We start from the raw sequence: 26,848 nt of genomic DNA on the forward strand, positions 1-26,848 counted from the left end.
ACTCGTTCCGTCACGGGAAGCGAGTGCAGAGACGTTCGAACGCACACGAGTTCAGACGAGCGAGGTTCGTTCGTGCGAGCCGGAGTCGGAATCCGATTCGGAGTCGGCACCCGAATCGGCGTTGTCCGCTCCGGCCTGTGAATTCGGCGCTGTCCGCTGGCCGTCGTGGACCTGGGACAGCCACTCGAACTGCGTTTCCATCCAGGCGTCGATATCGTTCTCGAAGGTCGTCGTTCGAAGGGCGTCCATTCGACGGGTACGATCCCGTGGCGACAGGGTGAGTGCGTCTTCGATCCGATCGGCGAACTCGTCGACGGCCGTCGGATTGATCGAAATCGCGTTCTCGCCCAATCGTTCGTGTGCGCCCGTCCGGTCGCTCAACAGCAGGGTGCCGTCGCCGTCGACGCTCGCGGCCACGTATTCTTGGGCGACCAGGTTCATCCCGTCACACAGCGAACTGACGATCAGCAGATCGGCGTGCCGGTACAGCGCACAGAGGTCGTCCGCCGGCAGAATATCTTCCGTGTAAACGATCGGCTGCCAGTCGTCGGTCCCGAACCGGCGGTTGATCCGGTCGACCTCGCTTCGCACGAGGTCGCCGTGACGAGCGTAGGCCGGAATCTCCGTGCGCGACGGCGTGGCCTTCTGGACGAAGGTGAACTCGCCGCGCCAGCTCGGATTCTCCTCGAAGAAGCGCTCGAGTGCGGTCAGTCGTTCCGGAATGCCCTTCGTGTAGTCGAGGCGGTCGACGCCGAGTCCGAGCGTCACGTTCTGCGGGATATCGTAGCGTTCGAAGAGCGAGTGGAGCTGGTCCGCATCCGCGGTGCGTGCGCGCTGATCGTAGGAGTCGGCATCGACCCCCATCGGCGTCGCAACGACGCGGGTCGTGTGGCCCTCGTAGCGGACCGTTCGCCGGTCGCGGTCGACCGCTGCGTCCGGTAGGTACCGGCGGACACAATCGAGGAAGGCGTCGGCGTATCGCTTGACGTGAAAACCGAGCAGATCGTTGCCGAGCAGTCCCTCGAGCACCTGCTCACCGTCGGGGCAGTACTCGAACGTCGCCGGCGAGGGCCACGGGATGTGCCAGAACTGCGCGACGGTCGCCGACGACGGAATCGACTCGCGGATCATCCGCGGCGCGAGCGCGAAGTGATAGTCCTGCAGCCAGACGACCGACTCCGAACTCGCGTGCTCGGCGACCGCGTCCGCAAACGTCGCATTGACCGTCCGATACCACTCGAAGTCATCAGCTCGTTCCTCGACGAGTTCGGCGAAGCCGTGACAGAGCGGCCAGAGGACGCGGTTGCTGAAGCCGCGGTAGTAGGAGTCGACGGCGTCGTCGGAGAGGTCGATCCGCCGAAGCGTGTAGCACTCTTCGTCCGGCGGGACGCCGACGCAGTCGCGCGCATCGGTGACATCGAAGTCGGCGTCACCGTCGCCCCAGGCAATCCAGGTGCCGCTCGTTTCCTGCAGAACGGGATCGAGACCGGCGGTGAGGCCGCCGGTGGGTTCGTCGACTGAGATCGCTGCCGCGTCCGATCCTGTCTCCGTGTCTGTCTCCGTGTCCGCGTTTCCGTTCGTCTCCGCCTCCGTGTCGTACTCGTGGCGATACGGCTGCCGATTCGAAACGACAGTGAGAGAGTCGGGAACTCGCATTCGCTGAAACAGAACAGGGCCGCCACTGGTTGCTTCGCGGCCTGCAGCCGCAGGGGGGTTAACAGTCCGCTGGTAGTGTCTCCACCGTCCGGACAGTCCGGTTTCTCGATGGCTCTGCCCACGAGCGGCAGCGAGCAACTGCACCCGGCGATATCGAAGCCGTCGACAGTTCGAGGTGAACTCGTTGCCCTGGCCCATCAGTAGAAGTATAGTTCGAGTTCGTGGCCGCAGTTGCGACAGGCGGTTTCAGTGCCGCGTAATCGGTCGGCCGTACGGTCGTCAACGAGTCCGGGACCAGCAGGGACAGCGGTGGTGACGGTTGTATCACACTCCGGACAGCCGATCTGCATGGTTGCGTTTTCCGAGCGAGACATGCACGTGGGGTAGTCCGGATCGGGGGTTAGTTATCATCGGCATAATGGGGTTGTTTCCGACCGTTCGTGACCGTTCCGATCGATACGGATTCGTTTACGATCTGTTCGTCGCGGTAGTTGCGCCGTTCCGCCAGTTCGTCGTACCTCGGGAGCGTTTCGACCGGCTCAGCGCTGGACCTGAAAGCGAACGTCGTCGAACGCGCGAAACGCCGTTTCGTAGCCATCGTGGCGGGCGACCTGTGGCGGCGTCTCGACGCTGATCGTGATCGTCGTCTCTCGCTCGTCCGCAGTGGACCGGCCCGTACTAAGCACGTCGCTCTCGGCTCCGTAATGATGGCCGAGCGTCGGGTCGACGGCTTCGGTGAGCGTCAGCGATTCGCGGGTTTCGGTCCCGTCGCCGCCGGTGCGTTCACCCCCACCGCCATCACCGCCGCTATCGACGGTCGCGGAGAGTCCGGCAAACGGCAATACCACATCGTTGTACGGCGTTCGAAGCGTCGCCGCAAGATACGCACGCTCCGATGAGCCGCCGACCCGCTCCGCGTCGAGCACGAGCGCCCTCACGCGCGCATCACCACTATCGGCCCTCTCGGCCGTTCCGAGGTGATCGCCGGGCAACTCAGCGAGCGGTTGGCCGCGCGAGGACGGCATCGAATCGTTCGTCCGTAAGTCGAGGGCTTCCCGGGTGCCCCGCCGCTGGGTGTCGATATACTCGACGCCGAGGTCATGAACGTCCTCCCGGGCGTGGGTGAACTCGACCGTGAGCGTCTCGGTACCGTCGAGACGATCCCCGAACGCCCCGGTTCGATCGGCGTCGAGGGGACCGACCCGAACGCGCGCCGTGTACGCCCCGTCGCCGGATAACTCGACGTTATCGCCGTAGTGAAAGCCCATCTGCTGGGAGATCATCGGCCACAGCGAACCGACGGTCGTCGCCCGCTCTCCCTCCTGTACCAGTTCGAGACGGACCGTCGCCGGAACCACGAGTTCGGTCTCCCGATCCCAGACCGTCACCATGAGATGCAGACTGTCCGACGGCTGCACGTCGACCTGATTCGACTCGCCGGCGAGCAGCCAGAATCGATGCGGGATCGTGTACCCGAGAGCGATCGCGAACTCGTCGCCGGTCGCGGTGCCGAGTCGGGCCATTTTCTCGGTCGATGCGGGGAGGTAGACTGCGTCGGGACGGTCCTCGACGAGCGGCGGGTTCGACCAGGCGGATTCTTCCTCGAACCCGAGCCGTTCGAGGCAGCCAGCGAGGGAGAGCGTGCCGATTCCGCCCCCGGCGACGGCTGTCCGACGGAGGATGCTCCGGCGATGCATTGGCTACGTGTGCACTCCCGGAAACAAAACAACTATCGCAATCGATCGCGGTTCGATTTGATCCGCAGGCGTGGTTCGGTTTGACGAGCGGTTATCCCGCAAGCGTCGGGGGTTGGACCGTCGGTAACGTCAGCAACCAGAGACTAACCGCCGTGTAACAGACCATCACCGCGATAAGTGGGTATTGACTCCGGATCGCCTGTAGTCGGCCCGGGAAGCAATCGAACGCTGTCGCGTGGGCGACCCAGACTGCGAGCAGGTGACCCGCGAGCAACGCGCCGATCTCGAGCGTTCCGACCCACCCCGGTAGCGCCAGTGTCGTCGGATTAAGCGGCGGCGAGAGCGGACTCGTCACGACCGCGACCGCTGCGGGCGACAGCGAGAGGACGACCCCGACGTAGTGGGCGACGTGATAGCCCGCCGCGATCGCGAGTAACGGCGGGGCGAACCGCCGAGCAAGGGTCGCCGTCGAGAGGTACGTCGGCGCGGTTCGACGGGCCGTAGACGCAGCGAGCCAGTACAGCCCCAGGGCGACGGCGTACCCGCCGACGAAGACCGCGAGCGTCGCAACGGCGACTGGTACCCCAGCGCCGACGAGTTCGGCGAGCAGTCGGCTGCCGGGCGGGGTGACGACGAAGCCGTTGAACGTGAGTTCCCAGACCAGGAGGAGAACGAACGCGACCTCGCTGGCGTCGGTGACGAGATCGGGGTCGCGCAGGCGGGACCCGGGGAGGACGAGGGTGAGGCCGCGTCCGTCGCGCCGGCGCTGGATCGGGGCCACAGCGCCGTAGAGCCGGAAGACCGTCGCGAGCGGATCCGCACGGCGAAACCACGCGTTCGATCCGAAGAGGATCGCGCCGGCAACGGTGTAGATCGTGTAGCCGGCGGCGAGTCGAGCGAGGAGGGCGGGATCGGACGTAACCGGGAGGACGAGTTCGAGCCAGACGAGCGTGCCGAGGCCGACGACGGCGGGCCACGAGGCGAGGGCGCTGGGGTACGCGAGCAGTCCCGGTCCGCCGTCGGCGATCGCGCGGGTATCGGTACCGTCGGTACCGGTGCTCCCGGAGGACGGAATCGGCGGGAGCAGGTGCATGACGCCCTCTCCAAGAGCGGTCAGCGCGCGTGCGAGTCTGCGAAACGGATCGAGCGCGGGCCAGGGGTTGCCGACCAGGAACGCGACCATCGGAAGCAGCGACCGGAGACCGACGAACGAGAGGATGACCGCGAGGTTCGCGGTCGGCGCGACGCGGCCGGGCCCGGTCAGACCGACGACGACGGTCCCGACGAGCGCGGCGACGCCGACCAGTCCGGTGAGCCACCACAGCCCGCTCGCGAGTTCGCGCAGGTGCGGAGCCAGGGCCGAACTCGGCGTGGTGTGGTCTGGTGAGTCGCGAACGGAGGGCGAGAGCGGCAGCGACCATGTGTGGAGGGTGTCGACGAGTTGCCGGTCGGTGACCAGGGCGGCGAGCAGTGCCGAGGCACCGATGGCGACGCCGCCGGTGAACACCGTCAGCCAGGCTGGAACGGTGAGTTCGCGATCGTCGCCGAGTCCGGCGGCGGCGTTCGACGCGCTGGCGGTATCGGCGGCCGCGCCGATGCCGAGACAGACGATGGCGAGGACCGTGGCGATGGCAACGAGCGTACGTATCGAACGCCACTGCCGTCGGAGACGGGACGGGGGTGTCGGTGACAGCCACGAGCGCATGGACGATACGGTGAGTGACGGCGGCGAGACCGAAGTAGGTACTGACTTCGATGGTGTCGGCGGCGATCGAAAACGATGGCGACGGAGAATGTTGGGTGATAGTACACGTTGCTTCGGCGGGCGAACCAACGAACCTTTGCTCGCCCCGTTCGACGTATCCGTATGGAGCGACGCACGTACCTTGGTTCACTCGGGGCAGTGGGGGCTGCCGGACTGACCGGGCTTGCCGGCTGCCTCGGTGAGGACGGCAACGCCGACAACGACAACGCTGACAACGACGATGGAACGATCCTCGGTTCGCCGGACCGCCCCGGCGATCCCGAGGCGATTTCACATCCCACTCACGGCCAAGAGTTCCCCGACTTCTCGCTCCCGGATCCGTTGAGCGGCGAGACGATCGATACCGCCGATTTCACCGGCGAGAAGTCGTTCCTGCTGACGTTCTTCTTTACGTCGTGCCCCAACGGAGCCTGTCCCGCTCTGCTCTTGCGTCTCCGGCGCGCCCAGGCGGACGCCAAGGAAAACGGCTACACGGACGATCTCAGCCTCCTCGCGATGACGTTCGATCCCGAACGCGACACCGCGGACACGCTCGAGAGCTACGCGCACGAACAGGGCGTCGACCTCGAGGCCGGCAACTGGCACTTCCTCCGCCCGGAGAGCTACGAGAGCGGCAAGGAACTGCTCCACGATCAGATCGGGATGCGAATCGAAAAGGTTCCCGAGGAGGAGACCGAACACGAGAACCACGACGGCTACTCGTTTACCCACCTGAACCTGATCCTGCTGGTTAACCAGGACGGCACCGTCGAACGATCCTATCCGCAGGCGCTCAATCCCGAACTCGGCGGTAGCGTCGAACAGATCGTCGACGACACGAGTACCGTCGCCCAACAGTAGCCATGCACCGACGAGACGTTCTCGCCGGACTCGGAAGCGCGGGCGTGCTCGCCGGCGCGGGAGCGGTCGCCGTCTACGGCGTCCCCTCCCCCGACGAGTTCAGTTCCAGCGGCGGCGAAGAGGCCGGCACGTCCGAGCCGTCAGAGCCGCCCGAGCCGATAGAACTCGAAACGGTCGACGCCCCGGGGAGCGAGGCGGGAACGGCCCTGGTTCCGTCGCCGTCCGAGCCGACGTTCATCGACCTCTTCGGCACCTGGTGTGCACCCTGCATCGAGCAGATGCCGGCCCTGGCCGAGGCGCACGCGCAGGTCGGCGATCGGGTGCAGTTCGTCTCGGCGACCAACGAGGCGGTCGGCGAGGGCCGGTCGATCACCGAGGACGAACTCGTCGCGTGGTGGGACGAACACGACGGCAACTGGACGCTCGGCCTCGACCGCAACGCCGAACTCACCGTGCGCTACGGCGGGAACGGCTACCCGACTGCGGCCGTCGTCGACGCCTCGGGTCGGCTGCAGTGGTCGGACAACGGCATCAAGAGCGCGGACGAACTCGTCTCGAAGATCGAACTGGTATTCGAGGATGACGGGGGACAATGAACGGAATCACGGGTGAGGCGACGATTCTCTCGACGGTTATGTTCTCGCTGCTCGCCGGCGTCTCGACGTTCTTCTCGGCCTGTGCGTATCCGCTGTTGCCGGGATACGTCGGCTTCTACGCCAGCCAGACCGACAGTGACGAGGCCTCGTTATCAGGGTCGCTTGTCAGAGGTCTTGTCGCCGGTCTCGGCGTCCTGGTGACGCTCGCGCTCATCATCGGCGCGACCTACTGGATCGGTCACTCGACGCTGTCGCGCGTGACGATTTTCGAGCCGATCGCCGGTGTGTTACTCATCGGCTTCGGCCTGCTCATCGTCTTCGATCGGGCACCCTCGATATCGATTCCGCTGCCCAAACGACGGTCGAGCATCCTCGGCTTCGGGATTTTCGGCGTCGGCTACGCGCTCGCCGCGGCAGGCTGTGTCGCCCCGATCTTCATTTCGGTGACCTCCTATTCGCTGACGCTGCCGGTCGGCGAGGCGGCGCTCCTCGTCGGCACGTACGTCGGCACCGTCACGCTCCTCATGGTCTCGTTGACCGTCGCGACGGGGGTCGGCCTCATTGCCGGCGGTGGCCGGCTCACCGCACACACAAAGTTACTCGAACGGATCGCCGGCGCGGTCATGATCATTGCCGGACTCGGACAGCTCTACCTCTCTATTTTCGTCTTCAACGTGGTCTGACGCGGCGACTCCTTCGATATCGAACGAGGCTGATCGAGACCGCCGCTACCGGCGCGCACATATAGGCCGTCCCGTTCAGTACCGTTCGTCGTGTGTCAGTACCAGTGTCCCAACTGCCTCGAGGAAGCCGGCGTCGAACGGTGCCGGGAGGTCACGGCCGACGGACTGGAGCGAACGTTCGTGTGTCGCAACTGCGAGTACGAGTGGACGGTCATCTTCTAACAGAGGCCCGGCAACAGCAAGTCAGACACGTATCCCGTTCTCTCTTGAATCGCTTGATGCAATGTACCAAGACCTGCTACTGGCGACCGACGGCAGCGAGGGCGCACAACTGGCGACCGATCACGCGATCGAACTCGCCTACCGCCTCGATGCGACACTACACATTCTCTCGGTCGCCGAGGAAGGGCCACACGGCAGCAAAAAGCGCGATCGGTTACGGACCGAACCGGAAAACGAGGCCGACGAGGCCATCACCCGGGCCGTCACCGAAGCCGAGCAGGCTGCCACAGACACCGGACTCGAGGTGACGACAACCGTCAGAGAGGGCGTCCCACAGGACGAAATCGTCGAGTTCGCAACGATGAACGGCGTGGATATGATCGTCGTCGGGACCGCGGGCCGCTCCGGACTCGACAAACTGATCGTCGGCAGCGTCGCCGAAGAAGTCGTCCAAAACGCACCCGTGCCGGTCGTTACAGTCAGAGAACGCGAGACCGAGTAACAGTCACGGCAGCGACGAAAGTCACCGTTACCCATCGATACGGAACCGATACTTACCTCTTCAGCCCCGAACGGACATCCGTGACCGTGTGTGCCAGCCGTCGGCGCCGTGTATTCGCCGATCAGCCCCGACGAACCGGACACCGTCACCCGCGCATAGTGGACGGACAGGGACGGTCCGACTGGTTCTCGACCGGACGGTTCTCGGCGGTGATCGGCCGATGAGCGACCGGCCCGCGATGAGTGCCGGCGAACCGCGTTCCGTCCTCGTCGTCGGCTCGTCGCCGCCAGTCGAACGCACGGCGGCCACGCTTGCAGCGACCCTCGACTCGACTGCGCTCCTCCGCGCGCGGACCGTCTCGGCCGCGCGCGAGCACCTCGCGTCCGCGTCACAAGCCGCGTCTCCGTCACAACACCGTGCGATCCACTGCCTCGTCTGCGAGTTCACTCCCGAGTCGGAGACCGACGCTGCGCAACCGACACCGCTCGCTGAACTCGTGGCGCTGGCGGCGGACGAGGATATCGACTCGCTGCCGCCGATCGTCGCCATCACCGACGACGAGCGGGCGGACGACGCGCTCGATCACGGGGCGACCGACGTGATTTCGCCGGCGGACTCGCGGGCGACGGTCGCGGCCCGGGTTCGAAACGTCTCAGAACTGCGACACCACCGGGACAGTGCGGCGGATTCGGGGACAGCCGGCGTCCCGGAGTTCAGTGGCGCGCAGCTGGCTGCTGCATTGGATCTCCTCCCCACTGCGGTATTCACGCTCGGACCCGCCGGTGAACTCGAGTACGCGAACGCGGCCGCCCGCGAGTTCTTTCGCGGTGCATCGGACGCGACCGTTCGCAACCGGGAGGAGACGCCGCTCGAGGGGACCGTCGTCTGGGAACTGCTCCCCGCGGAGATTCGGGAGACCGTCGTCGACCGCTGTGCCGAGGCGCGGGCGACCGGCTCCGTCGTCCAGTTCGAGACCCCGCTACCCGAGCGACTCCCCGCTCTCGCGCCCTCATCTGACGGCCCGTCCACGGCACGGCGCCGCCTCGTGGTGACCGCCGTGCCCGACGAGAACCGCCTCACAGTGCTCGCTCGCGAGTTCAGCGACCCGGAATCGGAATCCGACGACGGTGTGGAGCGCGACCGGCTCGCGTTGCTCGAGGAGGCGGTCGATGCGCTCGAAGACGGGATCGCCGTTCTCGAGGACGGGACGATCCGAATCGCGAATACGACGCTGTGTGACCTCGCCGGTACCGGGACGCTCGTCGGCACGGCCGTCGACGCGCTGTTCGACGACGAACTCGCGGCGGCGATCCGCGAGCGCGCCGATTCCCCGGTCAGCAGGTGGATGGACCCCATCCAGGGTGAACTCGACGGCGGTGGATCGACACGGTCGGTCCCCGTCGACGTGGTCGTCGCGCCGCTGTCGGTCGCGGAGCGAACGCTCTGTGTGGTTCGCGACAGACGACGCTCGGCGGCGGGGACGCTCTCGACGGTCCGTCGGACGATCGATTCGCTCTCGACGGCAGCGTCCCGATCTGCCGTGCGTCACGCCGTCGTCGCCGGAATTCGAGAGTATACCGGAGCCGAGTTCACCGGCTGGTACCGACCCGCCGACGATGGCGACCTGCTCAGCCCCGCGGCGATCACGACGGCCGAGTCGGTGCCCCGAATCGAGCCGCCGGCAGTCGAACGCGAGGACGTGCCGCTGCAAGTCGGTCGAGACGGTGACGGCCGTGGCGACGACACCGGCGGCGATAGTTACCGCGACACCGTTCACGCCGCGCTCGTCGATCGAGCCGCTGCCGATCCGTTCCTCGCCCGCTCGGGCCTGCGCGCAGAGCGCGTGCTCGTCGTTCCGCTCGCGGAGCGCGGTGTCATCGTTGCGACGAGCAGCGATCCGATGGCGTTCGACACGCTCGAGACTGCGCCGATCGAGACGGTGTCCGCTGCCGGAGCCGCCGCTCTCGACCGAATCGCCGCTCGCGAACGCGTTCGAACGTCCCGCTACGAGCGCGCGCGCCTCGAATCGAAACTGGACGCGGCTGCACAGCTCCGGGCGGGCGAACGCCACCTCCTCGACGCCGACAGCCGGACGGCGGTCGAACGGCGCCTCTGTGAAATCGCCGCCGCGCTAGCCCCGGCCGACGCGGACGAACTCGCCTGGGTCGGCCGTGTCACCGCCGGCAACGAGTCCATCAGCCCCCGGACCTGGTCAGGGTCCGCGGCCGGTCGAGACGGCGAGTGGCTCGACTCTCGAACGATTCCGATCGGCCCTGACACGGCTTTCCCCTCCGGCCGAGCGGCGGCGAGACGCGACTCGGTCGTCATCGACGACCTCGCTGAGACCGCTGCTGACGCGGAGACCCATGACGGCGGCGAGAACCCGGACACGACCGAGTTCATCCGCGCCGCGACCGATCGGGGCCTTCGCTCGGCGCTGAGCGTCCCGATCGAACACGACGCGTTCAGCTACGGAACGCTCACGGTGGCTGCCGACCGGCCGGCGGCCTTCGACGACCACAGCCGGCGAGTGTACGCCCACCTCGCGGCCGTCGCCGGCCACGCCATCGGCGCGCTCGAACGCAAACGGGCGCTGCTCGCGGACCGCGTCACCGAACTCGAACTCGTCCTGCGTGAGTCCGACGACGTCCTCGTCGCGCTCGCCCACGAACTCGGCCAGCCGCTCGACGTGCAGGCGGTCGTTCCGCGCTCGGCGGGCGGCTCGACGGTCTACTGTACGTTGCCGTCCGACGAGTTCGAGTCCCCGCCGGCGTCGCGTCTCGACTCGCTCGCCGAACTCGACGGCGTCGGTCGGGTTCGGTCAGTCGGGGAGGGCGAAACCGGCTCGGTCGTCGAGTTCACCATCGAGACGGAAACCATCGCGGACACGCTCGCGGCCCACAACGGTCTCGTGCGGACGCTCGTCCCGGTCGACGGCCGAACGCGAGTGGCGCTCGATCTGCCCGATCCCGTCGACGTTCGATCGTTCGTCGAGGGGCTGCAGCGTGCGTTTCCGAGCGCTGAACTCGTGTCTCGGCGCGAACGAGAGCGGGAGACGCGATCCCCGCGAGCGTTCGACGCGGCCGTTCGGGAGCGGTTATCGGAGCGCCAATTCCAGACGCTCGAGGCGGCGTACTACGGCGGCTTCTTCGCGTGGCCCCGCAAGAGCACGGGTGAGGAAATCGCCGACTCGCTTGCCGTCTCGCAGCCGACGTTTAGCCGCCACCTTCGAACGGCCCAGCGGAAGCTCTTCGAACTCCTCTTCGACGAATATTGACGTGAGTACCGCTCCTGCACTCCCGGCGAGTGAGGCGAGTTCAGAATCGTCACGCGGCCGGTCAGCGGCGCCGTCCGCGTGCGCCACGGCTGCCGGTAATATGTTGTTGGACGACCGTAATACAGTCGTACCGGCGTGGCGGGGTCGGCGAAATCTGATAACCAGTTATTTCTTCCGCCCGGGAACAGTCACGGTTTTCGACGGTTGAATCAGTATTGACTTGATTTGTTTATATGTTTCCGTGTATAGCCTCCACGCCCATGTAGTCACAGTCGAATCACGGAATCGATGAGCGTGTGTTCGGTAACAACTCCTTACAGTAGCTTCCGACGCGAGCGAGGGATGATTCCATGAGTCTCGATCTTACCGAGACGGCGGAGAAACGAGAGCGAGCGAGAACGGACGCCGAAGCGGAGTCACCACCCGCGTCCGTGACCGCGGACCCGACCGAGTCGGCGACGGCTACAGTCGACACGGGTTCAGCCGATCCTCCCGGAACGACCCCCGCGCAGACGCCCCTGCGTACAGAGGCGGATGGCGGCGTCATCGCTCAACTCCGTCTCGAACACGAGTCCCTCCTCCTGCGCCCAACCCTGCGGCGCGCACTCGAGATCACCATCGAATTCGAGTACCGCACGCAGACGCCGCAAGACCGAACCGTCGTCTTCCTCACCGTCTACGGATCCGAGTTCGAGACGTTCGACCGTGCGCTGGCAGTCGACCCGACCGTCACCGATCCCGTCCTCGTCGACTGCTACTCCGACAGACGGGTCTACCGGGTGACACTCACCGACCGCGCACTGCCGCTCGCTCCGATGACAACGCCCGTCGACGGCCACATTCTCGATATCACGAGTTCGCGCGACGGCTGGCTCGTCCAGCTTCGCTTCCCGGATCGTGATGCGCTGGTCGAGTTCAACGATACCTGTCGTGCACGCGGCGTCTCCGTCGCGGTCGAGCACCTTCGGGTCTCGGACGACGAGGACGACGGCGTGGTCGCCCTGACCGAGAAACAACAGGAATTGCTCCTCGTTGCCTACCAGGAGGGGTACTTCGACGTGCCACGAGGGATTTCGCAAGATGAACTCGCGAATCGACTCGACGTCTCGAAGTCGGCGGTCTCACAGCGCCTTCGCCGAGCGATCGGTGAACTCTGCGGGGCGACGATCACCTGAGACGGTCTGCCGTACTGATTTCCCAGCGCACCCGCGACCGTCCTCCGCGTGCGACGAAACTGACTGCCAGCAGTCCGTCTGCGACGGCTCGGCCGCGTTCGTTTCATCCGAGCAGCGAATGCCGTGAACGACGGGATTCTCTCGGCACTGAACGGTAGAAACTGGGAAGACGGTCGGACGGCGGCTGAACCTGAGTCGCTCCCAGGACCGGCTAGGGCTCAGAGGAGGACGGAAAACGGCCGGTCGTTACTCGTCGGCGTCGTCGGACTCGTCCCGCATTGCGCCTAGCTGGGAGACGAGTTCGTCCGTGGAGGCGTCGGATTCGAACGAGAGCTGGCCGTCGTGGTCGTTCTGGTGGACGTTGACGGCATCGACATCGTCTTCGTCGGCTGTTTGTTGCTGTTGCTCGGATTCGTCGTAGCTACCAAAACCCATGGGTACACTGGACCGAGAGAGAACATAGGTGTGGCGGTTCGACGCCGTTCTGCGGCGTGTTGACGCGCACGAGACGTGTCTCTAGGCGAATCTTTTTTCGATCAAACGGTCGGGGAACGGGGCGAGACAAGATGGCGGTGAGAGACGGGTGGCTGTCCGCCTATTGGCCGAGTGTGGGCAGTCCATACCGCTGATTCACTCGTCTGGCGCGATCGTTCGGAACAGCATACGCGTTCGACGGATCGCTGTTTGGTTTACATACTCACGATTATCCGGTTCTGAGTGGATAGTTGATAGCAATATTCAGTGATAGTGCATAATACAGCACCTCATTATCGCAAATGTAGAACAGTCACGAAACGGTGACTGGGTGCCGTGTAGTGAGTCACTGTCCGCATCCTGCAACGCCGTTGATTCCGGTAGTCTACCTATAGTAATGGGTTCGGCTTGCCTGTGGTCGTACCATGTCCGTGGCCCGTTTCCGCCCGTACCGGATCGCAACGGGCGATCGACCCGCTCGGCGGACTCGATCGTCGACACCGCTATCACACCCAGGAACAGCACTGCTGACCACTCGCGACTCGCCAGTGGCCACTACCGGCTGCCACCTCCGGCGGCCGCTTCGAGGGTGATCTATCGATGTGTGGAATTATCGGACACATCGGGACCGGAAATGCGCTTGAAACGCTCCTTACAGGGCTCGAAAACCTCGAATATCGCGGCTACGATTCCGCCGGGATCGCCGTCCAGAACGGCTCCGGGATCGCCGTCCAGAAACGCTCCGGCAAGGTCGCGGAACTCAAGAACTCGATCGCCGACAGACACATCGAGGGGAACGTCGGTATCGGCCACACCCGCTGGTCGACCCACGGCCCGCCGACCGATGAGAACGCCCACCCGCACACGGGCGACACCGCGGACGTCGCCGTCGTCCATAACGGAATCATCGAGAACTACGCCGATCTTAAATCGTGGCTTCGCGAGCGCGGCCACGAGTTCACGAGCGACACCGACACCGAGGTTATCCCCCACCTCATTCAGTACTATCTCGACGCCGGGATGGCAAACGAGGCGGCCTTCCGGCGAGCGATCGATGAACTCGAGGGAAGTTACGCGGTGACGGCGATGCTCGACGGCGAGCACGTCCTTTACGCGGCGCGGCAGGGATCGCCGCTCGTGGTCGGCGTCGAGGACGACGAGTTCTTCCTGGCGAGCGACGTGCCGGCGTTCCTCGAGTACACCGATAACGTGGTCTATCTGGAGGACGGCGACGTTGCGATCGTCGACGAAGACGGCGTCGAGTTCACGGATCTCGCGGGGGAGTCGATCACGCGCGAATCGGAGACGGTCGAGTGGGACCCCGAGCAGGCTGGCAAGGGCGAATACGACCACTTTATGCTGAAAGAGATTTACGAACAGCCGACCTCGCTTGCGCAGGCGATCGAAGGCCGGATCGATCCCGAGGACGGGCGGATTGCGCTCGAGGACTTCCCGCCGGGAACTTTCGAGGGAGTCGGGAACGTTCAACTCATCGCCTGCGGAACATCCTATCACGCGGCGCTATACGGCTCGCTCGCCCTGAACCAGGCGGGGATTCGCGCGACGGCGCTGCTCGCGAACGAGTACAGCGTAACGGCACCGCCCGTCGACGACGAGACGCTCGTCATCGCGGTGACACAGAGCGGCGAGACGGCGGACACGCTGAACGCGTTGCGCCAGGCGACCGCGGCGGGTGCGGACACGCTTACCGTGACGAACGTAGTCGGCTCGACCGCCGCCCGCGAGGCGGACGACACGCTGTTCATCCGTGCCGGCCCGGAGATCGGCGTCGCCGCGACGAAGACGTTCTCCTCACAGGCGGTGATGCTGACGCTGTTAGCACAGCGTATCGCCGCCGATACCTGCGGCGAGTCGCCCGCAGACCTCACATCACTTTTGCCCGACCTGTCTCGAATGCCCGCACAGCTCGAGTCGGTGCTCGCCACCGACGACGCAGCGCGGATTGCGGACCGCTATCGGGACAGTCGGTCGTACTTCTTCATCGGACGCGGACTCGGCTATCCGGTCGCACTCGAAGGGGCGTTAAAGTTCAAAGAGATCACTTACGAGCACGCGGAAGGCTTCGCCTCGGGTGAACTCAAACACGGGCCGCTCGCGCTCGTCACGCCGAACACGCCGGTGTTTGCGATCTTTACCGGCGACGAGGACGAGAAAACGCTCAAGAACGCCGAAGAGGCCCAGACCCGCGGCGCGCCCGTGATCGCGATCTGTCCGGACGACCACCGGGCGGTCGAGGTGGCGGACCAGCACATCGCGATACCGGCGACCGATTCCGAACTGGCGGGTCTGTTCGCGAACGTGCAACTGCAACTCGTCTCCTATCACGCGGCAAACCAACTCGACCGACCGATCGACAAGCCTCGTAATCTAGCGAAGAGCGTCACCGTCGAATAGGCTGCTATAACCGCCCGAAACCGCGGGATTCGAGGCCACCCCCGTCGCCCCGAATCCGTACGGCAACGCGAATTGATGGCCCGAACTCGAACGGGTCTGCGATCGATGTCGACGTCGAGCCGGGCTATTGGAGACGACGATCGTGTACCCTGTGAGCGACCGACAGCCTCCGGTCGGACTAGCCAGACACCACTACATAAAATCGCCGCCTGAGAGCGTCGGTTTCTTCGTTACCGATCGCGTTCGACGACCTCGCCGGGCCGCGTCGTCGCCGCCGTCTCGAGTTTCAATCCGGGCGTTAGACTCGTATTGATTCCCGTCTTGACGCCGTCGCCGGCAACGACGCCGAACTTTCGCCGGTTCGTCGAGACGCGTTCGCCCTTGACGGTGAATTTGACCGACTCGTCGTCGTGCCGGAGGTTGGCGACCGTCGTCCCGGCACCGAAGTTGATGTTGCGACCGAGGACGCTGTCACCGACGTAGGACAGGTGACTAACCGACGTACCCCGGGAGAGAACGCTGTTCTTGATTTCGACGGCGTTACCCACTGACACGTCTTCACCGAGAAGCGTCGCCCCGCGAACGTACGCGTTCGGGCCGACCGTCGCTCCCGATCGAATCAGTGCCGGCCCCTCGACCACGACGCCCGGCTTTACGGTTGCACCCTCCTCGACGACCACATCACCTTCGAGTTGCGCGGCGTCGCTGACCTCGCCCTCGATCGAGCGGTCGAGTTCACCGAGTTTCCACTCGTTAGCTTCGAGGAGTTCCCAGGGGCGGCCGACGTCCATCCAGCGGTCGGTCGTGACCGGCGTGACGGCGAACTCGTCGATGACGCGGGCGAGAACGTCGGTGATCTCGTGTTCTCCGCGTTCGCTTGCGGGAACGTCGAGCCAGTCGCGGGCGCGTTCGGGGAAGGCGTATGCGCCGGCGTTGGCGAGGTTTGTCGGCGGGTCGGCGGGCTTTTCGACGATGTCGACGACGGTGCCGTCGTCGGTGCTCAACACGCCGTAGTTGCGAGGGTTCTCGACCTCGATCGCGCAGACGGCCGGGCAGCTGTCGAACAGAGCCGCGACCGCGGACGGGTCGTATAGATTGTCACCGTTCAGGACGGCAAAGGGACCGTCCAGGTACTCACTAGCCGCGTTGACAGCATCTGCAGTGCCGTTCTGGTCGGTCTGGACGGCATACGAAACGGAGACACCGCGATAGGTAGCACCGAAGAACTCTCTGACGGTCTCGGACTCGTAGCCCACGACGAGGACGATTTCGTCGGCACCGGCGTCGATAGCGGCATCGACGGTGTGGGCGACGAGCGGACGATCAGCGACGGGCAACATCGGCTTCGGAACGGAGCCGGAGAGGGGGCGAATTCGTGTCCCCTCCCCCGCTGCGAGAACGACTGCTTTCATGACCGCGACCTACGGCAATCGGTGGGATAAATATACAGCATCTAATCTCGCCAGCGGTGTCACTGAATGTACGGGGAACGCACACGTACCTGCCGGAACCGGCATCGTTGTCCCGCGCACATCTGTTCAGATCAGTTTCACCGGATTATTATATCGGTCCGTGGAAGATTGATCTGAGAGGTACGAGCGGGTGCACTGCACTCCGGCGATCAATCGGGGCAAAAAATTCCGGAAAAACCATTCATTACGCTCAAGAAATATTGAATTTCGCGGTTGAATACCGGTTATACAACCGGTTCTCCGCCGTTTCGAATTAAGCCGGAAATCGGAGGTGAAATCCGGGACTACCTTTCAGAAATCGAGTTATGCAGTCTATATTAAATACCGTTCTGTGGCTACGGCCTGTTGATGTCGACGGAACCAACTGATGCGAAGTGGACGCCGATGACGTCTCGCCAGCAAACGAGTGCCCCCCGGTGTGTCAACTGCGGCAATCAGGTTACCCGTCAGTTCGCTCGCGTCTTCGGTGACAATCGCGACGTCGTCCACGCCTGTCCCGACTGTGCAACCTACCGGGAGATGAAGACATCCGATTTCATCCCCAAAGAAGACCGCTAGCGCTCGGTTGCCACAGCTCGCTCTCGGCTCAGACACTACCGCTCTCACCGCACTCCCACTACCCTCCCGCCCCACACTTACTCCCAACCCACCCACTCCCGGCTTCAACCCACAGACTCCAAGCGACGCCCCATCGATCCCACCGATCACCACCCTGTACCCTATCCCACCCCTCCCCGCCTCGCCGCATCCGGTTCCGCCCTTCCGCCCCCATTTTTTAAACGAATACGGACACGAACACGACCCAAATAAGCACGACCCACGCGAACACGACCCTTCGTCCACGGACTGAACTCGCCGCTTATGACTCGTCACCGATCGCTCGTTCGATGACGATCGGCTCTCACAGCCAGTCCAAACAGCGCCCAAATCGCCAGCTTCTCTCAGTAGCCAGTAGCCAGTAGTCAGTAATCACTTCTCATTACCTCACTACTCGCTCCCGCACAACCGCATCGCCCCGCACAACCGCATCGCTCCGCGCACCGCCGCGTTCAGCTCTCGTCCTCGACGAGTGAACTCGCCTCGTCGAAGACGCGCTCTGCGGCGGCGGCAGCTCGCGCCTCGGCCGTAATCCGAACGAGCGGCTCCGTTCCGCTGGCACGGATCAGGAACCAGCCGTCGTCGGTTTCGACTCGGACCCCGTCCAGCGTGTCGACGTTGTCGTACGACGCGGTGACGCGCTCTCGAACGGCGTTCATGACTGCCGTCTTGTCCGCCACCTCGATCGACGTGCGACGGATCGGATACCGTTCGATTTCGCCTGCGAGTTCGGAGAGCGGTCCCCGCGAGGCGACGAACGCGACGAGCTTGCAGGCGGCGAGCGGGCCGTCGGGACACAGCGTTTCGTCGGGCCAGATCCAAGCACCGCTCGGTTCGCCGCCGAATGAAACGTCGGCCTCGGTGGCGCGTTCGGCGACGTAGACGTCACCGACCCGCGTGCGGGTGAGCGACGCGCCGACGGCCGTCAGAGCGTCGTCGACGGCGAGACTGGTGTCGACGGGGGCGGCGACCCGGTCGCCCTCACCGGCGGCTTCACGAGCGAAGACGGCGAGGAGGGCGTCTTTCGGGACGAACGTTCCGGTTTCGTCGACGGCCATCATGCGGTCTGCGTCGCCGTCGTGACCGATGCCGAGATCGGCGTCGGTGTGCTCGACGACGGTTGCGAGCGTCTCGAGGGTGTCCGCGTTGGGTTCGCTCGGCCGGCCCGGGAACGAGCCGTCCGGCTGTCCGTTCAGGGTTTCGACGGAACAGCCCAGGTCCTCGAGGACGGACGCGGTAATGCCGCCGGTGCCGTTGCCCACGTCGACGACGGCGGTCGGTGATCCCTCGATGTCGACCGCGCCCGCGATTGCGTCCGCGTGGAACGCGGCCGCGTCCTCGTACCGGCGTCGGGTACCGAGTTCGTCCCACGCGCCGAGTTCGTAGTCCGAGTCGCGGATGCGCCGCTCGATCGCGTTTCGCTGCTCGGGACCGAAGGCCTTCCCCGAAGGCGTCCAGAGTTTGAGTCCGTTATCGGTTTCGGGATTGTGCGAAGCCGTCACAACGATGCCCGCGTCCGCATCGAGGTGGGCGATCGAGCGGGCGACGGTCGGGGTCGACTCGACGCCGACCTCGATCACGTCCGCGCCGCACTCGCGGAGCCCGGCGGCGACGGCATCGACCAGCATCGTCCCGCTCTCGCGAACGTCTCGACCGAGAACGACGCTGTCGTATCCCTCCGAGGCGACCGCTCGACCGACGGCGAGTGCGAGATCCGCGGTCACCTCGTCGCCGACAGTCCCGCGAATACCGCTTGTTCCGAACATACCTGTCGTGATGCGGTCACGCGCCTTACTATGTTGTGATTAACGCCGTTGATCCGCCCGAATAGCCGGGAGCCCCCCAATCTCAACGCGCCGGGATACAACGGTCCTATCATTAGGAGGGTCTTAGTCTTCTAAACTGTCGAAACCGTATAGGACGTTACGGGAATACCGCGAGATACCGATCGAACGTATGCGCGCAACCGATACCACTCCCGAGCCCGATTTCGAATCCGATCCCGACGCCGACCAAGCCGACACCGCGCTGACCGACCTCCCCCCGAGCGCGAAACTCGTCTACAAAGTCCTCGAATACGAGGGGACGATGACCCAGAACGAACTCGTTACCGAGTCGCGACTTTGCGCTCGAACCGTTCGCTACGCGCTCGGCAAACTCGAGGACGGAAACCACGTCGAGAGCCGCGTCTGTTTGCAGGACGCTCGCCAGTCGACTTACCGGATCATCGACTCTTGACGGCCGAGTGAACACAAGGAATCCGACTCTTGCCTATGGAGACAGACCCCCTCGACTTCGTTGAGCAGTGTCGCCACCCACCCAAGCAAGTTGAGAAAGCAGACGGGCGAGCCCGCTGGGTCCACGTCGTACGACACTCTTTTGGCTTGAAGAAGACCACAGCTACCGGGACACACCGAATCGGCTGGAGTATATGGCCGAGATTCGTGGTTTTTCAACTAACTAGCTTCATGAAGTACTGATACTGCGATCGATTCTCGTCGACCGCTCAACTAACATCACGGGTAACCGGTTCAGGATCACCGTCTCTCGGAAGGATGCGGAGTACTACATGCTTAGATAGTATAATAACGGAGAATACTAATCCGATCCCATACGAGATTAGGTGAGCAACAATTAGTCCGCCGCCCTCGGACGGGTTGAAGTACGCATACAGGCAAAAGCTCACACCAAGCAGCGTTAGTACTGCGGTTCCACCGAAAAAGTACGAACTATTATTCGTATCGCTTACAATTTCCCCGAGCAGCACCGTACTTCCGAGTGCCAAGGGGGCAAGGAAGAACACTGTCCAGAATATAAATTTAAGCAGTATATCCACGTTTGGGAGAGAGTTTCTAAATACTTCCAAAATCGCTAACAGAACGCTGAATCCGATTATATAAAGCGCTATCGCCAGTTCACCGGTTCGGATACCAGTAGTGCTAATCAATTTTTGTGTCACCTATTATTCTCTGTCAAGGTCCGAATATTTAAAACCAGGGTGCACCGATATTGATTTTATCTCCGACTTCAGTTGTGAACGTTCGCACTTTTTCGCTGTAACTTATCGAGCAGTATGCATTGAAAATTCGACCAACATATATGTTTCCAATGAATATATTGTTAAGAGTCTATAGTTTTAGATGCTATGTCACAAGATGAACATGGCTGCAATCGAAGAACAGTTTTAAAAAGTGCCGGGTTGCTGAGCGGTTCTTTGGCTACACCGTACGTGGCCAGTTCCGCAAAAGCAAAATCAGAGGTGGATAGCTCGATCCGATCCAATAGAATTCAAGAGAGTCTGGCGAGGCGGTTTGCTAGAGCACGTGTCGAACACAACAGTCAGCGTGAGGAGTTTTCAGAATTCGACCCAAATGGCCTTGCTGAACCGGAGCTGTTCTACGCTGTTTCGGAATCACAAAACCGGTCTGATTCCCTATCGAAAGAATATCTTCCGAGGGCGTGGGTGTATCCGATAACGAACGGGGGAGTCGAAGTCGGTCACATCGCAGTTAGCGCACGACCGGAGTCACCGGGCATCATTAAATGCGGAACTGGAAGAGCTCCGCAGAATCGGCTGTCTGAAGATCAAGTCTTAAGTAGTGCTCCGAATCTGGACGCTAAAAACGACGTGCGGTTCATTTACAACAACCCGATGAGTTTCGGTGTTGAGATCAACTCGACAACGTACATTGATCTGAAGAGTGGTCGAACGTCGTCCATCGATTCCGTACTGACTTCTACCGTTCCATCCAGGCAAGATAGACGCGGAAACGATGTGCTGGAACAAAACATGGAAAATGAACGTATTTCGTTTGAGCCATTCGACACTGGAAATGTCAGTGGCGTCCCAAACTGGGACGGCAATCTCTGTGACCGAAATGGTAACTGGGTGGGTTGTGTGCCAGTTGCTTCGTCGATGTGTCTCGGATACCACGAGAACATCAGCTACACAGATTGTGATCTGATGTGGGAACTCAACGAAAATATGGGCACAGACGACGACGGAAACACGTACCCGTACGTTCCCGGTGGCAAGGATTTCTTCAGCGGGATCAACAATTATGACTCCTCATACGATCCGGGCTATGAATTGAATGGAAAACGCAAGGAGATAAAAAGCGAAATTGACTCCGGGCGTCCGTGTATCGTAGGGTACTTTGGTGATAAAACACCGGACGCTGCAGCAGCCGCGTCCCCTGGAAAATCGATTGACCTGCCAGATGTGCCGACCGGTCACGCCGAAACCGTAATCGGATACGAAGAGGATGATAACCCCCCGTGGGATCCGACACAGCCCACACTCTATGCGACGACACACGATACGTACGGAGATACAAATGAGCTCACATTCAAATCCACTAGCGTCGGGTTCGTCGTCTTAGAAATAGAGGATTGATCTACTCCTCTGTAATAGACCGACTCAAGTAAGCTACAGTCAACGAATGAACATCGTGAATCTGGAACGAGGTCGGAAAGTCCCGGACGGACGGCTTCAAATCCCGGCTCAAGAACTATAGTAACAACTAAATGAGTTACACGCTGCTCGCAAGTGGTCCCTGAAATCGGCAGCTATGCGCCGGTTTCAGGTAAATCACCGCGAGAGGTGTGCAGTGACTTTCAGTGTCTTAGAAGCCAGGCTTGTGGTCAAATAACCGGTTGAACCGCTGTTCTTTGCACTACACAATGACAGTGTGAAAAGGCTGTCAGGAAATGGGAAAATATCATTTAGAAGAAATCAATAATCATCCAGAAATGAGGAACGCAGAACAGTGTCACTGCGCAGGAATCAGCGGATACAGAACGACTCAACGTTAGTCCGGCAGGTCGAGATCGTGTACTTCTTGGCCACGATCAGGAACCGATTGGCGTCCACACGTGGCGCGTACGTTGGATTCTCCCCTCAATAGCGAGTTTTATCAGCAAGTCAACGAGTTGCCAGACGTTATACAGAACGCACGCGAACATGAGAGTAAAGAACCTGCTCTGCTGAATAGATTCTGAGTTGCGGTTACAGGCCCTTATACAGCGTTTTTATGCTTCTGGAGATGAACATTAGGATGATCTCACGGCACTCTCGATACCAGCCTAGCGCTCTCACGGCGTCGCCGAGCGACCGCTTCGTTGTTGAGTACGAGACTTCAGCCGATTCAGCGTTTCACGGTGGCTGTGGCCTTCTTCGAGCCAAAAGCAGTGCAGAACGACGTGAACCAAGCGGGCGAACCCGCCGCTGGTGGTTCGTCCACGTGCTTCCTCAACACTTGTTTAGATGGGTCACGACACTGCTCAACGAAGTCGAGGATCTCGATTTCCAGAGGACAGAATCGAACTCCTCAGATTCATCCTGCTAAGCCAGTGATATCGGCTAAGTAGATCGCTGTTCAACGGAGCAAGGTCTTCTTCTCGCATCTCCGTAACGGCTCGAACGCGATCGCGATGCCTACCGATACTTTCGATACCGATCGACCGCCACATCGAAGCCGAACGCGCCCGACGTGATGACGTAGTTCGTTACCAGGCGCGGATTGAACTTCGCCTTGTACCGGTTGATGCTCGGCACCCCCGCCCCGACCAGGTCGTAGCGCTCGAGTTCAGCGCGCAGTCCGTCGCGCATGACGTGCCAGTCGAGCAGGTCGTTGATGGCAATGTTCACGTCCGCATCCGGCTTGACGCCGCCTTGCCACCGGTAGCGGGTCGTCTCGGACTCGACGACAAGAATACCGCCGACGAACTCGCCGTCGACGCGACAGACGTAGGGTCGGATCGAGCCGTCCGGAAGCACCCGGTGCAACGACCGGGCGAACGCCGGACTCAGGTGAAACGCCCGGCCCTGGTTCTCGTAGCGGGCGGCGACCTGCTCGACGATCCGCTCGACGTCGTCGGTGTCGCCCTCCTCGATCACGTAGTCGTCCTCGTCCGCGTTCCGGATGTTGCTCCGGGCGTCGCTGCTGAACCGATCGAGTAGGTCGTCTTCGGACCGACCCGCGCTCGCGAGGTCGACGACGTAGGTGTACGACGGCTCGACGTCGAACTCGTTCCAGACGAACGGGCGCACGTCGTCGAACTCGGCGGCGACGATCCGCGTATACAGCGGCGACACCGCCGTATCGAGCCACGCGAAACAGCCCTCGAGAAACCGCTTGATCCGCCGGTCCGCCTTGCGCTGTTTGAGCTTGTCGACGTTCAACAGCGCCGGCCCGAGATAGCACGACCACGACTGCGGTGCCGGCGAGAACACCCCCGTGATCGGCCCTCTGGTGAACTCGAAGAGCGGGAAGAGACCGACTGCTTCCTGGCCCTTGTAGCCGACGAGTAGATGCGGCGTCGTGCCCGTATCCTGTGCCTGGAGCCGAATCGCGTCCGCCCGAAAAAACGGGTTCGTCCCGTCCGAGCGCTCGACGTACCGGTCCCACTCGGCGCCGTCCTGCCACGGATCGAGTTCGGTGACTTCGATCGTCATAGATACCCCAGGTCGGAGAGCCGATCCTCGACGGTGCCGTCGTCGGTCGCCGTGATCGGCGCCGGCTCGTAGGCCGGGTACTCAGTCGTCGTACTTTCCTCGACGATCGGGAGCGTGGTGCCGTCCATCGCGGCGTCGATCGGCACGTCGAACAGCGAGCAGATCGTCGGTGCAACGTCGAAAATCGTCGCCCCTTCGAGACCCGCCTGTTCGTCGAACGCCTCACCGGCCGCGGCGACGACGCCGGTCTGTTTGTGGTTCCAGGATTCCATCGGCTCGCCGAACTGCGCCTGGCCGAGGTCGGCGACGACGGCCGTGTCGAAGGCGGCGGGGACCGTCACGATGTCGGGGGCGTGCTCGATGTGCGGGCCGTCGAAGTACACCTCCCGCGGTGCGACGGCGTCGAACATCGGCTCCCCGTCGGGCGTTCGAACGTCGGCCAGGTTGTCGATAACCTCGTCGCGCACCTGCTCGTATTCCGAGGCGGCTACCTGGCCGTTCGGCTCGCGACCCTCGAGATTGATCCGGAGTCCGAGTTCGCTTTTCGAGCGCATGTAGACCTGCGAGTTCGGGAAGTCGACTTGCTCGCTCGCCGCGCGGATCATGTCGTTCGGGACGCGGCGGCCGATCGGCTCCTTGAGACCGACGTAATCGAGCGCGGTCGCGACGCGCTGCGTGGTGATCCCGACTTTCGCGGCCGCGTTCATGGCCGTCTCGATCGCGCTGGTTTCGTCCGACCCGGCGTCGTCGCCCTCGAGCAGGTCGTTCTCCCAGGCTTTCGACCAGTCGGGCATCCCCTCGCCACCCTTCCGCGCGCCGAGGTAGCCCTCGTCCCTGAGGAACTCGTTGATCCTGAACTCGGGGCCCGAAACTGGTCCCATGCCGTGGTCGCTGACCACCAACACGTTGTCGGGGTCGGTTTCTTCGATCGTTTCAGCGAGTTGGCTATCGACTTCGCGGTAGACAGCCTCGATGGCCTTCTTGTCGCCGGGTCGTTCGTGGAATACCGAGTCCGTCTGCTGGAACTGGACGAAGCCGAAGCCGGGGTCGATCCGGCGACAGAGATATCGAAACGCCTTCCCCCGGAGTTCGATCGTCCGCTCGTAGCCCTCGATCGAGCGGTCCGGTTCGGGGCCGCTCTGGGGGTAGATCCGGTAGTCCCCGCAGGCGAGTTTCACGTCCTCGAGAATCCCCTCGGGGTGGCAGTCCGGGTCCTCGGGGGCGGTCATCCCCGGGATCAGCGCGCCGTCGAACTCGCGGGACGGATGCGTGACGGGCACGTTGACGACGACGCTCGAGATGCCGTGCTCGCTCAGGAGCTCCCACACCGGCCGTTCTCGAACGTGCGTCGAGTTCACCACGTCCCAGTCGTAGCCGTCGTACGAGAGGAAATCGAAGACGCCGTGTTTACCCGGATTCTTCCCGGTGTACATCGACGGCCACGCGCTCGCCGTCCAGGGTGGGATCTGCGACTCGAGCGGCCCGCTGGTCCCGGTTTCGAACACGCGTTGTAGCGTCGGGACCGCACCCGACTCGAACAGCGGGTGCAGGATCGGGCGACAGGCAGCATCGAGTCCGACTACCAGTAAGGAGAGCCCAGTTTCGTCGGTCGAATCATCCATGGCGGAGCGATTGCTTCCGTCCGGGCTTTGTTATGCGAGCGTTTTGTCTGTGTAAGCCGGGTCTGTTTACTCACTCGCCAGCCGTCCGACGACGACTCCGGGCTGTAAGCCAATCCTGTCACCGGCACGACCAGTGTACTGTCTCCATCACTAAGGGCGTCTTCGGCTACATTCGGCTGTGATGTGTCTCGTGGTGACAAGGATTGCGACCCGTGCTGTGGACCGATGATCAGCGAAACGCCATCGCTGCTCGCCTCCTCGCTCCCATCCAGGCAGTCGACCGGCATCGAGCCGTTCGTCGACCGCTACGCCCGCGAGTTCAGCTTCTACGGCTCGGGCAAACTCGCCCTTCGCGACGGACTCGCCGTGCTCGTCGACGCCGATCCGGACCGGGAGCAGAACGTTCTCGTCCCGGCGTACCTTCCGGACGCGGTCGTCGAACCCATTCGTGAACTCGAACTCGAACCGCGATACTACGCCGTCGAGCGGACGCTCGCACCCGATTTCGTCGACCTGGAACAGCGATTGGACGACGACACGCTCGCGGTCATGTCGGTCAACTACTTCGGGTTCCCCCAGCCCGGACTCGACGAACTGATGGCGATCGTCGACGACTACGGCTGTTATCACATCGACGATAACGCCCACGCGCCGCTTAGCGTCGACCGCGACACGCTGCTCGGAACGCACGGCGATCTCGGGATCACGAGCCTCTGGAAGCTCCTGCCGGTTCCGAACGGAGCGGTTCTCTACCGTACCGACGACGCCGTGATCGACCGGTACGAACCCTCGCCGCTCGCCGGTGTTCACGATGCGTTCGACGGTCGAGACTATCAGTACGTCCTCAAATCGGTCGTTCGAGAGGCGCTCGATGTCGTGCCGGGAGCGAGACACTCGTTCGAACGCCTTCTCGCCGGCCGGCGGCGTTCGCCGACCGTCCCGACGCCGCGCCAGCGATACGAAGCCTGGAAAACGCCGATGTCGAAACTCTCCGCGTTCGTCGCCGGCGGCATCGATCCGGTCGCGATCCGTCGCACACGGCGGGCGAACTTTCGGACCTGGGTGCAACTCCTCGACAGTCACGAGGGCGTCGACCCGGTGTTCACCACGCTTCCCGAGGGGATCTGTCCCCAGGTCGTTCCGGTCCGCACCGACAGCCCCCACGAGTTCATCACCGAACTCGAACGCTGCGGCGTCGGTGACCTCCACACCTGGCCGCGACTCTCGACGGCGGTACGGGGGAAGTCCGAGTACGAGACGGCGACGCGACTCTCACGCGAACTCGTCACGCTCCCGGTTCACCAGCATATCGACACGACGGCGATCGAGGCGGTCGGCGAGTCGCTTCGCCGACCGTAGTTGCGGGTGGCTGACTCGCTCTCCGGTTGTGACAGCAGC

Annotated in this window: 22 protein-coding genes and 3 pseudogenes; 13 read left to right on the top strand and 12 right to left on the bottom strand. The window is 63.0% G+C overall.

All coding sequences use genetic code 11. The annotated features are described in order from the left end of the window. Positions 1-51 precede the first annotated feature (51 nt). The 4 genes from C481_RS12800 to C481_RS12810 form a co-directional block, all read right to left on the bottom strand. Positions 52-1,656 (bottom strand): alpha,alpha-trehalose-phosphate synthase (UDP-forming), encoded by a 1,605-nt coding sequence (locus tag C481_RS12800; RefSeq protein WP_006109644.1) that lies wholly within the window; start codon positions 1,654-1,656, stop codon positions 52-54. A gap of 197 nt (positions 1,657-1,853) precedes the next feature. Beyond that, positions 1,854-2,030 (bottom strand): hypothetical protein, encoded by a 177-nt coding sequence (locus tag C481_RS22215; protein ID WP_006109645.1) that lies wholly within the window; start codon positions 2,028-2,030, stop codon positions 1,854-1,856. Positions 2,031-2,195: 165 nt separating this feature from the next. Continuing rightward, complete coding sequence (locus C481_RS12805; protein ID WP_006109646.1) at positions 2,196-3,353, bottom strand: iron transporter; 1,158 nt, start codon at positions 3,351-3,353, stop codon at positions 2,196-2,198. Between the two features lie 91 nt (positions 3,354-3,444). Then, the gene (locus tag C481_RS12810; RefSeq protein WP_006109647.1) at positions 3,445-5,058 is read right to left on the bottom strand and encodes a hypothetical protein; all 1,614 of its coding nucleotides are present in this window, start codon (positions 5,056-5,058) and stop codon (positions 3,445-3,447) included. Positions 5,059-5,220: 162 nt separating this feature from the next. Between C481_RS12810 and C481_RS12815 the strand changes: the two genes are divergently transcribed. The 7 genes from C481_RS12815 (at position 5,221) to C481_RS12840 (ending at position 12,413) form a co-directional block, all read left to right on the top strand. Further along, positions 5,221-5,958 (top strand): SCO family protein, encoded by a 738-nt coding sequence (locus C481_RS12815; protein ID WP_006109648.1) that lies wholly within the window; start codon positions 5,221-5,223, stop codon positions 5,956-5,958. 2 nt (positions 5,959-5,960) lie between these two features. After that, positions 5,961-6,554: a TlpA family protein disulfide reductase gene (locus C481_RS12820; RefSeq protein WP_006109649.1), complete on the top strand. Its 594-nt coding sequence runs from the start codon at positions 5,961-5,963 to the stop codon at positions 6,552-6,554. After that, the gene (locus C481_RS12825) at positions 6,551-7,237 is read left to right on the top strand and encodes a cytochrome c biogenesis CcdA family protein (RefSeq protein ID WP_006109650.1); all 687 of its coding nucleotides are present in this window, start codon (positions 6,551-6,553) and stop codon (positions 7,235-7,237) included. Before C481_RS12820 ends, C481_RS12825 begins: the two co-directional genes overlap by 4 nt. Positions 7,238-7,327: 90 nt before the next feature. After that, complete coding sequence (locus C481_RS22960) at positions 7,328-7,459, top strand: hypothetical protein (RefSeq protein ID WP_275040065.1); 132 nt, start codon at positions 7,328-7,330, stop codon at positions 7,457-7,459. Positions 7,460-7,520: 61 nt separating this feature from the next. Then, entirely contained in the window at positions 7,521-7,961 is a 441-nt protein-coding gene (locus C481_RS12830; RefSeq protein ID WP_006109651.1) for a universal stress protein, read from the top strand. 220 nt (positions 7,962-8,181) lie between these two features. Beyond that, complete coding sequence (locus C481_RS12835) at positions 8,182-11,238, top strand: bacterio-opsin activator domain-containing protein (RefSeq protein ID WP_006109652.1); 3,057 nt, start codon at positions 8,182-8,184, stop codon at positions 11,236-11,238. A gap of 350 nt (positions 11,239-11,588) precedes the next feature. Beyond that, on the top strand, positions 11,589-12,413 hold the full coding sequence (locus C481_RS12840; RefSeq protein WP_006109653.1) for a helix-turn-helix domain-containing protein: 825 nt from the start codon (positions 11,589-11,591) through the stop codon (positions 12,411-12,413). A 246-nt stretch (positions 12,414-12,659) separates the two neighbouring features. On the opposite strand, the gene C481_RS12845 is transcribed toward C481_RS12840, so the two are convergent. After that, on the bottom strand, positions 12,660-12,848 hold the full coding sequence (locus C481_RS12845) for a DUF5786 family protein (RefSeq protein ID WP_006109654.1): 189 nt from the start codon (positions 12,846-12,848) through the stop codon (positions 12,660-12,662). Positions 12,849-13,487: 639 nt separating this feature from the next. On the opposite strand from C481_RS12845, the gene glmS reads away from it, so the two are divergent. Then, a complete protein-coding gene (glmS, locus tag C481_RS12850) occupies positions 13,488-15,302 on the top strand; it encodes a glutamine--fructose-6-phosphate transaminase (isomerizing) (RefSeq protein ID WP_006109655.1) in 1,815 nt (604 codons plus the stop codon). A 230-nt stretch (positions 15,303-15,532) separates the two neighbouring features. Here glmS and glmU read toward each other — a convergent pair whose 3' ends face one another. After that, complete coding sequence (glmU, locus tag C481_RS12855) at positions 15,533-16,714, bottom strand: bifunctional sugar-1-phosphate nucleotidylyltransferase/acetyltransferase (protein ID WP_006109656.1); 1,182 nt, start codon at positions 16,712-16,714, stop codon at positions 15,533-15,535. A gap of 408 nt (positions 16,715-17,122) precedes the next feature. On the opposite strand from glmU, the gene C481_RS12860 reads away from it, so the two are divergent. After that, entirely contained in the window at positions 17,123-17,332 is a 210-nt protein-coding gene (locus C481_RS12860) for a DUF7563 family protein (RefSeq protein WP_006109657.1), read from the top strand. Positions 17,333-17,823: 491 nt separating this feature from the next. Here the strand turns inward: C481_RS12860 and glmM are convergent, their stop codons facing one another. Continuing rightward, complete coding sequence (glmM, locus tag C481_RS12865; RefSeq protein WP_006109658.1) at positions 17,824-19,137, bottom strand: phosphoglucosamine mutase; 1,314 nt, start codon at positions 19,135-19,137, stop codon at positions 17,824-17,826. A gap of 190 nt (positions 19,138-19,327) precedes the next feature. On the opposite strand from glmM, the gene C481_RS12870 reads away from it, so the two are divergent. Both C481_RS12870 and C481_RS21265 read left to right on the top strand, forming a co-directional pair. Continuing rightward, positions 19,328-19,609 (top strand): MarR family transcriptional regulator, encoded by a 282-nt coding sequence (locus C481_RS12870; RefSeq protein WP_006109659.1) that lies wholly within the window; start codon positions 19,328-19,330, stop codon positions 19,607-19,609. Positions 19,610-19,644: 35 nt separating this feature from the next. After that, positions 19,645-19,817: pseudogene (locus C481_RS21265) on the top strand (IS5/IS1182 family transposase); the annotation flags it as partial. A 60-nt stretch (positions 19,818-19,877) separates the two neighbouring features. On the opposite strand, the gene C481_RS21725 reads toward C481_RS21265, so the two are convergent. Beyond that, on the bottom strand, positions 19,878-20,330 hold the full coding sequence (locus C481_RS21725) for a hypothetical protein (protein ID WP_152422180.1): 453 nt from the start codon (positions 20,328-20,330) through the stop codon (positions 19,878-19,880). Positions 20,331-20,516: 186 nt separating this feature from the next. On the opposite strand from C481_RS21725, the gene C481_RS21270 reads away from it, so the two are divergent. Next, positions 20,517-21,767, top strand: coding sequence for a C39 family peptidase (locus C481_RS21270; RefSeq protein WP_083860917.1), 1,251 nt, complete (start codon positions 20,517-20,519; stop codon positions 21,765-21,767). Between the two features lie 612 nt (positions 21,768-22,379). Here C481_RS21270 and C481_RS22700 read toward each other — a convergent pair. From C481_RS22700 to C481_RS12885, 4 genes and pseudogenes are all read right to left on the bottom strand, one after another. Then, positions 22,380-22,514: pseudogene (locus tag C481_RS22700) on the bottom strand (IS5/IS1182 family transposase); the annotation flags it as partial. After that, positions 22,508-22,683: pseudogene (locus tag C481_RS21275) on the bottom strand (IS5/IS1182 family transposase); the annotation flags it as partial. The pseudogenes C481_RS22700 and C481_RS21275, both read right to left, overlap by 7 nt. Before the next feature lie 125 nt (positions 22,684-22,808). Next, the gene (locus tag C481_RS12880; protein ID WP_006109661.1) at positions 22,809-23,828 is read right to left on the bottom strand and encodes a lipid II:glycine glycyltransferase FemX; all 1,020 of its coding nucleotides are present in this window, start codon (positions 23,826-23,828) and stop codon (positions 22,809-22,811) included. Then, complete coding sequence (locus C481_RS12885; RefSeq protein WP_006109662.1) at positions 23,825-25,450, bottom strand: alkaline phosphatase family protein; 1,626 nt, start codon at positions 25,448-25,450, stop codon at positions 23,825-23,827. Before C481_RS12885 ends, C481_RS12880 begins: the two co-directional genes overlap by 4 nt. 225 nt (positions 25,451-25,675) lie before the next feature. Here C481_RS12885 and C481_RS12890 point away from each other — a divergent pair, with 225 nt between their 5' ends. Further along, positions 25,676-26,809, top strand: coding sequence for a DegT/DnrJ/EryC1/StrS family aminotransferase (locus C481_RS12890; protein ID WP_006109663.1), 1,134 nt, complete (start codon positions 25,676-25,678; stop codon positions 26,807-26,809). Positions 26,810-26,848: the final 39 nt, after the last annotated feature.

The sequence above is a fragment of the Natrialba asiatica DSM 12278 genome, from assembly GCF_000337555.1.
Taxonomy (GTDB): domain Archaea; phylum Halobacteriota; class Halobacteria; order Halobacteriales; family Natrialbaceae; genus Natrialba; species Natrialba asiatica.